This window comes from Leucobacter sp. cx-42 (assembly GCF_014529985.1).
GTDB lineage: Bacteria > Actinomycetota > Actinomycetes > Actinomycetales > Microbacteriaceae > Leucobacter.
Genome location: NZ_JACVMU010000012.1, coordinates 36406 through 50305, shown reverse-complemented (window position 1 = coordinate 50305; position 13900 = coordinate 36406). Strand labels below are relative to the sequence as shown.

The following is a 13900-nucleotide window of genomic DNA, read 5'->3' as shown; positions in this document are numbered from 1 at the left end:
ACAAAAGCCGGAAGGCCCTGATCTGTATTAGATCAGGGCCTTCCTCATAGTTGCGGGAGCAGGATTTGAACCTACGACCTCCGGGTTATGAGCCCGGCGAGCTACCGAACTGCTCCATCCCGCGGCACATGTAAAACAATACACGGCGTATCTGCATCCGACGAATCGAGGTGGGAAAAAGTCCGAGTTCGGGCGTGGCGGGGGATGTGAGTAACTCAGGTCTGGCTTGCATGGTTCCGCAGAATCATTGGCATCGCGGAGAAGTCGCGGTGTCGAAAGGAGGCTGCCTTGCGTACGAGATCACATCGACCACAGATTGACCAGGGGTCGTGGAGAAGCTGGGTGAAAGCGAGAACGAACACTGTTCGGCGCGCGGTGATGGGCGTGTTCGTCGTCCTGCTGGCGCTGAGCTGCGGGGTCGGCTGGACGCTGGGCCAGTCGCCAACAACGGTACAAGCGGCGAGCTTCGGCCCCGGCATCTGGACTTCGAAGTGGTTTATGGGGGCGTACTTGGTGGCTGGTACCAAACTCGCCGTGTACTGTCTCGAACCTGGAGCTGAGACACCGCTTGACCCGCAAGCCCCTGGGGCGAGCAATGTCTCGACATTGCGCGGGTATTGGACGTCTGGGAAAGCGCACTATGTCGAGCCGTACAGTGACCTTGCAGGGCTCCGACAGATGGCATACATTCTGCACAACTTTGGTGTACCGCTACACACGGTCGCCGACCCAAACGGACGTGCGGCTGCCGTCTCACTGGCAATCTGGATCATTCGAAGCGCGGGTGATCCATGGCTGCAAGAGAACGTGATCCGCGACCGTCGTGCGAGCGGTGCAGCCTGGGTCGCACTTGCCGATCAAATGGTGCGCGAGGCTAAGTTCAACGCGAAACCAACGCCAGCTATTGCCGAGGTGCAGGCCCCCGCCATGCACTGGGATGGGGAGAGCCGCACAGCCGGTACGCTCGTTGCGGCCGCGGGAACGAAGCATCTTCAGCTCGGTGGCGCCGTCGCAAACGGAGATCCTGAGCCTGGTGTGCAATATTCGCCTGATCGCACAGCGATATCGATTACGGACGGCCGTTCGCACACGATCCGCTGGGATCAGGCGCTCGGGAAGACTGACTCTGCCGCCACCGGGCCGCATGTGACTGGGGGCTGGGAAGTATCGCGTCGCGGGTGGCCCGCGGCGGTCACGGTCTTCGCTGGGCGAGACTCGGCTGCGCAGCAGCAACTCGGCGTTGCGCAGCAGGAAGTGGTGACGCGAGGCGGAAGTTGGGGCAGGATCGTGCCTGCGCCCGCAGACTTCAGGCCGACGCTTTCCACTCAGGTCGATGTCGTGCGTCTCTCTCCCTCTGACGCGCCGACAGACCGAGTGGCGTTTGCGATCGAGGCTGGCTCCTACTGGCCAACCTACGTCGAGCACGGTGAACGGAAGTTTCGCGCGCTTGAGGCTGAAGGCACCTTGTATGGTCCGCTCACGCAAATCCAGTCGGGCGATTTTGACCTTGCAACTCTGCCGGTTGCGGCACAGGTGCGGCTTGTCGCTGACGCTGGCCCGGGGGAGTACCTTGCGACCGCCCCAGCCGGCTCGGCGCGCGAGGTGGGGTTGTATACCTGGGTGTGGCGGATCCGGGGCGCGGATCAGGGTCCCGAACTGCAGACCGGCCCGGCGGAGGCATGGCACTTGCATGGTGACTACGCGTTTGCGGACGAGTTCGGGCAGCCCCAGGAAACCCATGTGCAACCCATGCGCGCCGTCCCGCTTACGAAGCTACGTGACCGGGTATTGCCCATTGGCGGATCAACGGTCGCCCGCTGGGACTTCGCGTGCGAAGACGACGGGTGTCTCGTCGCGGGCAAGGTCAAGGTTCCCCTCGTGGTGCGCTCAACGATGTACGAGTTTGAGCGAGGGGTCTCGCCGCAGGCGCATGCTCCGGAATCCGCTCGGGTACTCGCGCGACTGCTCACGCGGGTCGAGGGTGGGGAAGCGCGCATGCCGGCAGGGGAAGCCGAAGTGGACACGACGGAGGGGGAAACGTACTCGCTTCCGATGTCAGCCGCGGAGGCCGGTACCGGCACTGAAACTCACGCTGAAGCGGAGGTGCTGGTACCGCGTGACGTGCGAAGCGGAGTGACCGTGCAGTCCTGCGTGCTCCGAGAGGATCAACCGGAAGAGATTCAGCCGCTCATTGACGACACCTGTGATGTGTGGGGATCGCCAGAAGCGTCTGCGATTATCGAGCAACCCAGAGTGGAAACCGAAGCGGTGCAACAGGTCACCGTAGGGGAATCGATGCATGATGTTGCCAAGGTGGAGGGGGCGCTCCCCGAAGGCATGCGAACAGAGCTCACCTTCACCGCCTATTTGCAGCCACAGGTTGGACACCCCAAGTTTGATGCGAATTGGCGTGAACGCTCAGATGAACTGCCCTGGACGGCAGCCGAGGCTGCTGCTGCTGCCTCCTGCGAGGCACAGCCTGTGGCGACAACATTCGCGGTTCACGTGAACGAGACTGGAGCGCAGTTCAGGTCGCCAGCAGTGACTGCTCAGAGCGACGGTGTTGTCTACTGGGTAGAAACTTTGCTCGCGCGAGATGTCGAGACAGGCGATGAAATCTTGCTGCACCGGGGTGAATGTGGCCTAGAGAATGAACGAACGATTGTGCATTCGAAGGTCAGCACGCCCTTGGTTATCGTCGGAAATGGGCACGCGAAATTGCTGCTCGTCTGCGGTATTGGCCTGGTGGGAGGTGCTGTTGCGGTAGCGCTGACAAACATGATTCGCACAAGGCGTGCACAGCGTGTTGAGAGCGCAGCAGGCAAGATTGGTTAACGAACCAGGAATCTTGCATTTGATGTGCAGCAGGCTCGCAGGTTTCGTTCGTCAAAAACATAGGAAATCACGAGAAGCTAGAGACACCACAGACCAAGAAGGACACCGCTCATGGCGAATACCCCAGAATCTGAACAGCCGACTCCGACGACGACGCCGGATTCGACTCTCCCTGTTGAGACTGCTGCGGCTGCGACCCCAGCTGCCCCCGTAGCGCCTGCCGCCCCTGTGGCGCCTGCCGCACAGGGTGCTCCTGTTGCACCGGCTGCGCCTGCTACGCCCGCGCCCACGGTTGGGCACGTCGCACCGTCGGCACCGGTAGCGCCAGCAGCTCCGGCTATGCCCGCAGTTCCAGTCGCTTACCCTGCGCCTGTAGCTCCGAGCGCACACGTAGCGCCCGCTGCGCCCGCGCACCCGACCCAGCAGGTCACCGAGGTGCTCGCGCCCGCTGCTGGCCACGACCATGGCCAGGTTCCGCCAGTTCCGCCCACCGGTGGCGAGGGCGGCGCAAGCTTCGGCCTGAATGCAGAACCCAAGAAGTCCGCTGAGAAGAGCAAGGGCAACGTCCTGCTCGTTGGCCTCGCGATTGGTGCGCTGCTCGGTGGCATCGTTGGCGGCGGCGTCGCAGCGATTGTGTCTGCGAACTCGCATCCTGCGACCGCGGTCAACCAGAGCGCGGTCACGCTGAACAACGCCTCGACCGCGACTGATGTGACGCAGGTCGCGCTCGTCGCGACCCCGAGCGTCGTCACCGTGCTGGTCTCGGGCGATGGTGCTTCGGGTTCCGGCTCGGGCGTGATCTACGGCGATGAGGGCTACATCATCACGAATGCCCACGTCGCCCTGCTTGATGGTGCGACGAGCAATCCGACCGTTCAGGTGAAGCTGCACGACGGCAGCGTCCGCGATGCGAAGCTCGTTGGTACTGCGCCGTACACCGATATCGCTGTGCTCAAGGTTGATCCAGAAGGACTCACCCCGATTAAGGTCGCAGACTCGAGCAAGGTCAATGTTGGTGACCTCGCCGTCGCAATTGGTGCACCGATGAGCCTCTCGAACACCGTCACCAGCGGTGTTGTCAGCGCACTCAACCGTGGCATCACCGTCGGCAGCCCGCTCGTCCCGAGCGACCCGAACGCGCAGCAGGACGACAACGGCTCGAACTCGCCGTGGGACTTCCGCTTCGACTCGCAGAGCCAGGAGCAGCAGCCCACCGGTTCGGTGACGCTTCCGGTGATTCAGACGGACGCATCCATCAACCCGGGTAACTCGGGTGGCGCGCTGCTCAACGGTGCTGGTGAGCTCATCGGCATCAACGTCGCGATCGCATCGCCTGGCGCGAGCGAGGGCACCGCGGGAAGCGCTGGCCTCGGCTTCGCGATCCCCGCAAACGCGGCAGTTCGCGTCGCCGACGAGATCATCGCAGGCGAAAAGCCCACCTACGGCCTGCTCGGCGCAAGCGTGCTCGACGCAAGCGCAGACACCGACGTCGATGCACAGGCCGCAGGCGGCCTCATCGCTGAGGTTGTCCGTGGCGGTGCCGCTGCCAAGGCTGGCCTGAAGGTCGGCGACGTTGTGACCGCGGTTGATGGTGTGCCCGCAGCAGACGGTGTTACCGTCTCTGCCCTGGTTCGCACCCACGGCGCTAACGAGAAGGTGACCATCGACTACCTGCGCGGCGGTGTTGCAGGACAGGTTGAGGCCACACTCGGAAGCCTTGAGTGGTAACCAAAAGCAACACGATGAATACCCTGTGCGGCGGAACCGAATCGGTTCCGCCGCACAGGCATGTTCACCCCAGCGAGATGCCCTACAGTTGGTGAAATGAGCAAGAGCCGGTTCCATTTCGCCACGGGCAACCTTGCCAAGCTGCTCTCGATCCCCGCATACGCGTTCGGCTGGCTGTTCGCCTGGTTCGTGCCACGCAAGCGTGACCGCTGGGTGTTCGGCAGTGGCATTGGCGTCGGAGAAGGAGCGCTTGAGGTAGCGCGAGCACTCAAGCTTCGCGATCCGCACGCCGAAATCTTCTGGTCGATCGCGGCAGGCGACCGGGCAGAAACTGAGACCGCGCTCGCCGCAGCCGAAGGGTTCATCCCGCTGCAACGCGACTCGTGGCGTGGGTTCTGGACGACGCTCCGCGCTCGTCACCTCATCGTCACTCACGGTCTTGGCGATGTGAACCGATACGCGCCATTCCGCGCGCTCGTCGTGCAGCTCTGGCACGGTGCTCCGCTGAAGCGCATCCATCTCGATTCGCCCGTCACCATGACGTTCAGCGGCCCGGCACCGCTCCGCGCGGTCCTGCGCCGCATGTACCTGCGCGGCACACAGCAGGTATCGCTCTTCGTTGCCGGATCCGTCGAATCGGCGCAGCGTATGCGCTCTGCGTTCCGAGTACCGCCGGGCAAAGTCCAGGTGCTCGGCGATGCGCGTGACGACCAGCTCGCGCGGCAGGCTGCAGACCCCGTGCGAGCGGCCGACGCGAAGCGGGCAGTGTGCGCGCTCCTCGGCGGCGCCGTCACCGACGCAGACACGATCATTATGTACGCGCCCACCTGGCGTGACGGCGAGACCGACGCTGCGATCCCGACCGTGGCAGAAGCAGCTGAACTCATCGCGCAACTCGAGCGGTCAGACGCGCACCTCGTGATTCGCTCGCACCCGCTCGGCGAGGGAGAGTACGCGCATCTCATCGGTGATCGAGTGCACCTGCTGTCGAGCGAGCACGCCCGGGACATCACGCCGCTGCTCGGTGCATTCGACCTGCTCGTCACTGATTACTCCTCAATCGCGGTGGACTTTTCGCTCATGCACCGTCCGATTGTCTGGTTTGCGCCTGACCTCGCGCATTACGAAGCGACCCGCGGCTTGTACGAGCCATTGCACGTCACGACCTCCGGCCGCATCGACACGACCTGGGCTGAGGTGCAAGCACGTCTCGGCCGTCTGCTCGAGCCCGGTAGTCGCGAGCACTGGGAAGCAGTTCGCCAGGCGAAGGCGCTCGCGCACCGGTTCCATGCGTTCCCGGCCGGCGGATCCGCGCACCGTGTCCTCGACGCAATCGCGCAGCTCGATACTCCCGCTGCCGAACTCGTACCAGCGAACGCGGTGTTCTTTGAGTCGTTCTATGGCCGTCAGGTGAGCTGTAACCCGCTCGCGATTGACCGTGAAATCGCGGATCGTCTGCCGACCGTGCCTCGCTACTGGAGCGTCACGAGTGAGGAGCAGGCGGTGCCAGCAGGCGCAGTGCCCGTGCTCGTCGGTGGTCATGAGTGGCACGCGGCTCGCAAGCGCGCAGCGTTCCTGGTGGTCAATGACTGGCTGCGTTTCGGCTTCAAGCGCCAGCGGAACCAGGTTGTCCTGCAGACCTGGCACGGCACGATGCTCAAGCACCTCGCGCTTGGCCGGCCCAATGTGTCTCTTCGGACGCGGATCGCGATCCGCCGTGAGAGCGCTCGTTGGTCGCTGATGATCTCCCAAAATCCCCACTCGACGGAACAGTTCCGCAAGAACTATGCCTTCAAGGGCGAAATGCTTGAGACGGGATATCCGCGCGATGACAGGCTCGCGCAGGCCGTCATGGTGGATCGCGACGGCAACGCAGAGATCAATCCAATCGTCCGCAGTGCGGCCCGCAAGAGCCTCGGTCTCAGCGATGACGCACGCGTACTGTTGTACGCGCCGACGTGGCGTGAGCGGCAGGTAGGTCCGAGTGACGATCTCGACGTGGTGAAGCTCGCGCAGGAGCTTGGCGATGGTTGGACGGTCATTGCTCGCGGGCACACCCGTACGCACGATCTTGGCGGCTATGCGACGCAGGGTCTCGGCAACGTGATCGACGTGTCTCGCCATCCCGACATCAACGACGCGCTGCTTGCGTGCGACCTGCTCGTGACCGACTACTCGTCCGTCATGTTCGACGCTGCGGTCTCGCGCACGCCCATGCTGTTCTTTGCCCCCGACCTCGCGGCATACCGCGACAGTGAGCGTGGCTTCACGTTCGACTTTGAACGCGAGGCGCCCGGTCCAATCTTGGACTCGCGTACCTCGGTTGTGGCGCACGCGCTCGAGCTTGGCACAGCTGGTGAAACTGCAGCGTGGCGCCGAGAGTACGCGGCACGAGCGAACGCATGGCGGACGAAGTTTACGCCGTTCGACGACGGCCGTGCCGCGGAACGCGTGGTTGACTCGCTCGTGGTGCGCGGTCTGCGCGGCTAGTCCGGGGTCCCTGCTGGGTCAGTAGGCGTGTCGTGCCGATCCGCACTCGGCGCAACACCGATTCCCGTGAACGCTAGATGCGTGACCGGTCGACGACCTTGCCGCCGCCAAGCACGATGCCGCGCAAGAATCCGGAGCCCCAAGACGTGTGCATCGTTACGAGGGTGACGGCCGTCAGCCACCGGTCGCGAAGCCCGCGCTGTTCTGGGATCCGCGCCACTGCAAAGAGGATGCCAAGCACGTAGAGTGCGGTCGGTGCCCACAAGATCGACCAGGCTGAGGCAAATGGCATGACGCCACACACCTGCAGCAGCAGCGTGACGAGGCCGATCGCGAGACCGATAACGAGGGTGCCCGGGGCGAAGAATCGCCACGGGTTTGCCCCGCCATACTTGCGAACGAGGACAGCGCGCCAGTTACCGGTTGCGAAGAACTGGCGAGCGAGCGCGCCGAAGCTCGCTCGCGGCCAATAGGTGACGCCGAGTTTGGGTTCAAACCAGATGGTTTCGCCGAGGTTGCGGATCCGAAGATTGAGTTCCCAATCTTCACCGCGCAGAATTGCGGGATCGTAGCCGCCCACACGCTCAAGGACGTCACGCCGGAAGACGCCGAGGTACGCGGATTCTGCTGGGCCAGGGGTACCGTCTCCGTGGTAGGCGCCGCCACCGAGACCGAAGGGGCTGTTGTAGCCGCGGGCAATTGCGCGCTGGACGGGCGTGGACCCTGCCGCGCGCATGATGCCGCCGACGTTGGCGGCACCGGTTTCCCGCAGCGCAGCGATCGCGACGCGAGTGTAGTCAGGGGTGAGTTCCGAGTGGGCATCCACGCGAATGACGACGGGGAATCGACTCGCGCGAATCGCGTGGTTGAGACCGGCCGGAATATCCCGTTCTGGGTTGTCGACGAGGACAACTCGCGGATCACGCCCTGCGATCCGCGCCGCAATCTCATTGCTGGCATCGCGAGAGGGCCCGAGTGCAAGCACGATCTCCTTTTCGCCGTCATAGTCCTGCGCGAGGATCGTCTCGACCGCGGCCTCAAGGAAGCCTTCCTCGTTGAGGACGGGCATGATGTAGCTCACAGCGGGAAGCTCGGGCAGCTCCGGGAGGGGATTGGCAGCGCTCACAACACGATCTTCCCATACCTGCCCGGTATCCTTGCTTTATGCAGTTGGCGAAAGACAGTAAGCGCGCAATCAAGCTCGCAAAGCGGGTCCTCAAAGGACGGAAGGCGCACTTTGAGTTGCGCAAGCTGCTTGAAGAGCGTGGCCCGCTGCCCGTAGGTCAGTACCGCATCGGCGTGTACTTCGCCGACAGCGACGTGAACATCTACCAGATGCGTCAGTGGTACGCGCCGCTTGCCGAACTCTCGAAGACTTGGCCGGTGGTAGTTCTCGCGCGCAACACTGCAGGTGCGCGTCAGCTCATCACTGAAAGTGGCCTCGACGTCGTGCATGTGCCCAAGGTGACGCACATCGAACGCTTTATCGAGCAGGAACAGCTCGACATCATCCTCTACGTGAACCAGAACACGAGAAACTTCCAGATGATGCGCTACGGCTCACGCTGGCACGTGTTCGTGAATCACGGTGAGAGCGACAAGATGTACATGACGAGCAACCAATACAAGACGTATGACTATGCGTTTGTTGCTGGCCAGGCCGCACGCGCCCGCCTCTCTGCCGCCCTGTGGGACTATGACGTCGAGTCGCGCACGATTGAAATTGGTCGCCCACAAGCTGACTATTTCGACGGCGAACCGCCCTTCCCCGAAGACGGTCGCACGGTCGTGCTTTACTCGCCAACCTGGGAAGGTGACCGCCCTGCTGCGAGCTACGGCTCGGTGGAATCGCACGGTGAAGACCTCGTGCGTGGCCTCCTTGCAACAGGCAAGCATCGCGTGGTCTACCGCCCGCACCCGCGCAGTGGCGTTGTCAGCGAGAGTTTTGGTGCAGCGAACAAGCGCATTATTGCGATGATCGCCGCGGCAAACGAAGCCGACCCTGCGGCTCACCACGTCTACGACACTGCTCCGGCTCTGGGCTGGCAGCTGCGTGTGCCTGACGTTGCGATCTGCGATATCTCGGCGATGGTGTACGACCGTCTGGCAACCGGCAAACCGCTCATGGTCACCCGGCCGATCGCTGAGGAAGCAACCGTCGACGAGGGCGGCTACCTCAGCGTGTGCGAGTGGCTTGATGCATCGCAGACCTCATCGATTGCAGACGTGCTTGACGGCGTCATTAACGATGACACCGCGCGTGAGCGCCTCGGCGTCTGGTCTGAGCGATACTTCGGTGACACCACGCAGGGTGCGCCGACCCGGCGATTCCACGCGGCGATTGCCATGCTTTTGGAGCGGGCAGCTGTGCATCATGCGGCTGACGCTGCGGCGCACGGCTCACAGTCGGGCGCCGAGGGTGGCACGGTGTCCGAAACCGCGCTCGGAACTTCGTCCGAAACTGAAAAGTAACGTGACGGCATCGACTCCTGTGAGTCGACCGGTCGCGACGATTAACGTTTGGTAGATTATTAGCGTGCAGCACGATTCCTCTTCTGCGACCAGCGATGGCGCGTCTGAACCAGACGTGTCGCCCACTGGCGCCAGCGACTCCGACGTGAATTCGACCCCTGCGCCGCGAGTGCGACCGAGTCGCACGTCGGCAGCGCAGGCTGAGGCTCCTGAGCGCTCTGCGCCGGAGCCCGAGAAGGTGACCGCGAAGGCGCCAGAAGAAGCTGATGCTCAAGCAACAACCTCGCACGCTGCGCCCCGCACCGGTCGCATCGAGGTGCCGATTCCCTCAGTTGTTCGCGCCCGAGAGCGCGGCCGCATCGCCGCGCAGAACCCGGTTGTGCTGCGCACGGAGATGCTCACCAAGCTGTACGGCTCGGTCGTCGCTGCGGGTGAGGTTTCAATTGAGGTGCACGCCGGTTCGTTCACTGGCTTTGTCGGCCCGAACGGTGCTGGTAAGACGACGACGCTCTCGATGATCAGTGGCCTGCTGCGCCCCTCGTCGGGTCGTGTGACGGTCAGCGATGTTGACGTATGGGCCGATGGGCCTGCTGCAAAACGTCTCATCGGTACGCTGCCCGACCGCTTGCGTCTGTTCGATCGCCTGACCGGTGCCCAGCTGCTGTATTACTGCGGTGTGCTGCACGGCGTCCCCGAAGCTGACGTGGCAAAGCGCGGCGCTGAGCTCGCTCGCGCATTTGGTCTTGACTCGGCGCTTACGCGTCTCGTGTCCGATTACTCGGCCGGCATGCAGAAAAAGATCGCGCTGGCGTGCTCGATGATTCACGCGCCGCAGGTGCTCGTGCTTGATGAGCCGTTCGAAGCGATTGACCCGGTTTCGGCAGCGAACCTCACCGAGATTCTTGAGAAGTACGTTGCCGGCGGCGGCAGTGTCGTGATGTCGAGTCACAGCCTGGACCTGATCCAGCGCGTCTGTGACCATGTCGCAATCATCGTTGACGGTGCAGTTATCGCACAGGGCACCGTTGATGAGGTCCGCGACGGCATGAGCCTGGAAGAGCGGTTCCGCTCGCTTACCGGCGAGCGCGAAGAGGAGAAGGGGCTCGAGTGGCTGCAAGGCTCTTCCGACTCCGAGTAGCACTGCTCGGCGGAATCTTCCGCGGTTCTGGCGGTCACGTCGTTCGCGCGGCGATCCGCCTCGCCCTCGGTTTCGCGGCTGCGGTGCTGCTTGCGCTGCTGCCGTTGCTTGTTGTGAACGATATCGTCGTCCGCGACACGATCGACGTGCTTGTCGGTTCGATTCTGCTGATCGCTACGTTTGCCGTGCCGTTCTTTGACTCGCGCCGCATGCTCGACGTGCGTCAGTTCACGTCTTACCCGGTCAGCGCGCGTTCTATCGCTTGGGGGATGCTTGCCACCGGCGTCGTGACCTGGCCGTTCTTTACCTTCCTCGTGTGGCTGGTGACGCTGCTGAGCACTCGCCCGCTGTGGACCGTCGGTCCTGTCTGGGGCGTACCGCTCGCTGGTGTGCTCATGGCGCTGTTCGTTTTGGTGAGTGCGCGACTGACCGCTGGACTTTCCAAGCTTTGGGTGAGTGCGCGGATCGAAGGCACCGTGCGACTCATCGGCGTTGTCCTGTTGGTCGCGATTGTCCCGGTGATCGCTTTCGCGTTCGCAACGGTGTTCCGTCCCGAAGAAGCGCAGATGCTTGAGGATGCTGCACGCGTGCTCGGCTGGACCCCATTCGGCGCAGGCTTGACCGCAAGCTCGATGTTCGGAACGGGCATGACCATGTCTGCGCTGCTGCACCTCGCGGTCTTGTTCGGGTCGACGCTCGTACTTGGTGCGCTGTGGTTCCTCGTGGCTGCCAAGACGCATGTCTCGCTTGAAGCGCCGGTCGACGTGCTGAGTGCGCGACGTGGCCTCGGCTGGTTCGAGCGCTTCGCAGCGCGCCCGGCCTCAGCAATCGCTGCACGTCAGCTGACCTACTGGGCGCGCGATCCGCGATACCGCGTAGCGCTCTTTGCAATCCCGATCGCACCGATCGTGATGCTCCTCGCGTTCTGGGTTGCTGGCGCAGATATTCGCGTGCTCGCGGTTATCCCGTTGCCTGTGTTGATGCTCCTCTTTGGCTGGTCACTGCACAACGACGTTGCAATGGACTCGACCGCAATCTGGGAGCACGTCGCGAGCGGTGTTGACGGTCGTGCGGATCGCTGGGGCAGGCTCGCTCCCGTGCTCATGTTTGGCGTCCCCATCGCGGTGATCGGATCGAGCATTACCGCGACGATCATTGGTGACTGGCGCGTATTGCCTGCGCTGATTGGAATGAACCTTGGCGTGCTGTGGGTCGCGAGTGGCGTTTCGAGCGTCTTCTCTGCCCTGATGCCGTATCCGGCTACCCGTCCTGGCGAGAGCCCGTTCGCACAGCCGCAGTGGTCTGGCTCTGGCTCTGGCACTGCGCAGACGGTCTCGATGGTGATTGCTGCGGTGCTGTCACTGGTGCCGGTGCTGCTGTCGGGGTACGCAATTGCAGTGCCTGAGCTCGGCTGGAACATTCTCGCGCTCGTCGTAGGTCTCGGCTTCGGCTTGCTTGTGCTTGTTGCCGGCGTATTGCTCGGTGGCGCGGTGTTCAACCGCCGCGGCCCTGAACTCATTGCGGCAACGCAGATGTTTGACTAGTTCACGTTGCCGTCGTCAGAGCGTACGGCAAACCAAAAGCCGGCTGGGTCTTGGATTGACTCAGCCGGCTTTTGGTTTGCGCGGTAGAATGCCAGCTATGGGAATCTTTACGCGACGTGAATCTGAGCCTGCAGGAGGGGTCGACGTCCTCGACCGTGAACTCGAGAAGCTGCTCGAGGACTCGCAGATTGAAGACGGCGATCACGAGCGGTTTTCGCACTACGTTCCGAAGGACAAAATCCTGGAATCGGCAGTAACTGGCAAGCCCGTGCGTGCGCTCTGCGGAAAGAAGTGGACGCCCTCGCGTGATCCCGAGAAGTTCCCGGTGTGCCCAGACTGCAAGAAGGTGTACGAGGGAATGCGCAAGTAACGCACCCCCTCGCAGAGACCCCGCGCTTTACCGGTATTCGGTAGGGATGGCGGGGTCTCCTCGTGTGAGGCTCATAGCCACCAGCGGGAGCTCTGCGACGCTCGCAACGTGTCGCTCGCGCGCGAGCGCGATGCCTTCCTGGCCGGTGTGGCCAGCTGCAATGACGCCGTCGCGCATGAGCGGTACGAGCACGTCACGGCCTGAGACCCCCGATGCTCGTGCATCTTCGCTCGCGTGCGAGCCGTGCTGCTCTGCAGGGTCGCTGCTCGCAAAGATGAGCTCGGCGTTTGCATGCCCTTTCGCGTCAAAGGTGCGGCGCACAGACTTGCGGCCGCCGACGGTTGCCTTGTCTGCGCTCTTCTTCGCAACTGAGACCCATTCGCCGTCGTCTCCCTGACGCGAAACCAACTTGTAGACCATACCCATGGTTGGGGTGCCGGAACCGACGACGACGGAGGTGCCGACGCCGAATGCGTCGACCGGAGAGTGCGCGAGCGCTGCGACGGTGTGCTCGTCGAGGTCGTTCGTGACCGTGATCTTCGTACGTGTCGCGCCCAGGCTATCGAGCAGGTTGCGGACGCGTGCGACGACCACCGGGAGGTCACCGGAGTCGATGCGTACGGCGCCAAGGCCGGTGCCGGCAACCTCGATTGCTGTGCGGACACCCTGCTCGATGTCGTAGGTGTCGACGAGCAAGGTTGTATCGACTCCGAACGCTGCAATCTGGGCTTCGAATGCCTCACGCTCGCTGTCGTGGAGCAGTGTAAAGCTGTGTGCTGCGGTTCCCATCGTCGGGATGCCGTATGTGCGGCCAGCCTCAAGGTTGGAGGTGGCGCCGAAGCCTGCGATGTATGCGGCACGGGCTGCAGCGACAGCGCTGTACTCGCCCGTGCGGCGCGAACCCATCTCAGCAAGCGGCTTGCCGTGTGCTGCGTTGGTCATGCGTGATGCCGCGGTTGCGACTGCAGAGTCAGCGTTGAGGATCGAGAGTGCAAGCGTCTCAAGTACTACGCCCTCTGCGAATGTGGATTCGACGGTGAGCAGCGGCGAACCAGGGAAGAAAACTTCGCCCTCGGGATACCCCCAGATGTCGCCGCTGAAGCGGTAGTTGGCGAGCCAGTTGAGTGTCTCTTCGCTGGCGATGTTTTCGCGGCGAAGGAACTCAAGCTCTGCGTCATGAAAACGGAACTGTTCGATCGCTTCGAGCAGACGGCCGATGCCGGCAACAACGCCGTATCGACGGGCGCCGGAGAGGCGGCGCGCAAACAGCTCAAAGACGCTCTGGCGGTGAGCGGTGCCATTGCGAAGCGCCGCATCAACCAT

At 63.2% G+C, this 13900-nt stretch carries 9 protein-coding genes and 1 tRNA gene; 7 read left to right on the top strand and 3 right to left on the bottom strand.

Translation table 11 applies throughout. The annotated features are described in order from the left end of the window. Positions 1-50 precede the first annotated feature (50 nt). Positions 51-124, bottom strand: a tRNA-Met gene (locus ICM05_RS11305). Between the two features lie 218 nt (positions 125-342). On the opposite strand from ICM05_RS11305, the gene ICM05_RS11300 reads away from it, so the two are divergent. From ICM05_RS11300 to ICM05_RS11290, 3 genes are all read left to right on the top strand, one after another. Next, positions 343-2835, top strand: coding sequence for a hypothetical protein (locus ICM05_RS11300; RefSeq protein WP_188024733.1), 2493 nt, complete (start codon positions 343-345; stop codon positions 2833-2835). Positions 2836-2946: 111 nt separating this feature from the next. Continuing rightward, positions 2947-4563, top strand: a complete 1617-nt coding sequence (locus ICM05_RS11295) for a S1C family serine protease (RefSeq protein ID WP_251364646.1) — start codon at positions 2947-2949, stop codon at positions 4561-4563. Between the two features lie 96 nt (positions 4564-4659). Beyond that, positions 4660-7053, top strand: a complete 2394-nt coding sequence (locus ICM05_RS11290) for a CDP-glycerol glycerophosphotransferase family protein (RefSeq protein WP_188024732.1) — start codon at positions 4660-4662, stop codon at positions 7051-7053. A 73-nt stretch (positions 7054-7126) separates the two neighbouring features. Here ICM05_RS11290 and ICM05_RS11285 read toward each other — a convergent pair whose 3' ends face one another. Beyond that, a complete protein-coding gene (locus tag ICM05_RS11285; protein ID WP_353055896.1) occupies positions 7127-8179 on the bottom strand; it encodes a glycosyltransferase family 2 protein in 1053 nt (350 codons plus the stop codon). Positions 8180-8217: 38 nt separating this feature from the next. On the opposite strand from ICM05_RS11285, the gene ICM05_RS11280 reads away from it, so the two are divergent. The 4 genes from ICM05_RS11280 (at position 8218) to ICM05_RS11265 (ending at position 12577) form a co-directional block, all read left to right on the top strand. After that, positions 8218-9525 (top strand): CDP-glycerol glycerophosphotransferase family protein, encoded by a 1308-nt coding sequence (locus ICM05_RS11280; protein WP_251364645.1) that lies wholly within the window; start codon positions 8218-8220, stop codon positions 9523-9525. A 64-nt stretch (positions 9526-9589) separates the two neighbouring features. Continuing rightward, positions 9590-10663, top strand: a complete 1074-nt coding sequence (locus ICM05_RS11275; protein WP_353055895.1) for an ABC transporter ATP-binding protein — start codon at positions 9590-9592, stop codon at positions 10661-10663. Next, on the top strand, positions 10633-12207 hold the full coding sequence (locus ICM05_RS11270) for a hypothetical protein (protein WP_188024731.1): 1575 nt from the start codon (positions 10633-10635) through the stop codon (positions 12205-12207). The genes ICM05_RS11275 and ICM05_RS11270 overlap by 31 nt, the downstream gene beginning before the upstream one ends. Before the next feature lie 97 nt (positions 12208-12304). After that, positions 12305-12577: a DUF3039 domain-containing protein gene (locus tag ICM05_RS11265; RefSeq protein WP_188024730.1), complete on the top strand. Its 273-nt coding sequence runs from the start codon at positions 12305-12307 to the stop codon at positions 12575-12577. 27 nt (positions 12578-12604) lie between these two features. Here ICM05_RS11265 and ICM05_RS11260 read toward each other — a convergent pair whose 3' ends face one another. Next, the gene (locus tag ICM05_RS11260) at positions 12605-13900 is read right to left on the bottom strand and encodes a nicotinate phosphoribosyltransferase (RefSeq protein ID WP_251364650.1); all 1296 of its coding nucleotides are present in this window, start codon (positions 13898-13900) and stop codon (positions 12605-12607) included.

Coding starts and splice junctions, on each gene's coding strand:
- ICM05_RS11295 (WP_251364646.1), top strand. CDS start 2,947: ATGGCGAATACCCCAGAATCTGAACAGCCGACTCCGACGACGACGCCG.
- ICM05_RS11290 (WP_188024732.1), top strand. CDS start 4,660: ATGAGCAAGAGCCGGTTCCATTTCGCCACGGGCAACCTTGCCAAGCTG.
- ICM05_RS11280 (WP_251364645.1), top strand. CDS start 8,218: ATGCAGTTGGCGAAAGACAGTAAGCGCGCAATCAAGCTCGCAAAGCGG.
- ICM05_RS11265 (WP_188024730.1), top strand. CDS start 12,305: ATGGGAATCTTTACGCGACGTGAATCTGAGCCTGCAGGAGGGGTCGAC.
- ICM05_RS11260 (WP_251364650.1), bottom strand. CDS start 13,900: ATGGTTGATGCGGCGCTTCGCAATGGCACCGCTCACCGCCAGAGCGTC.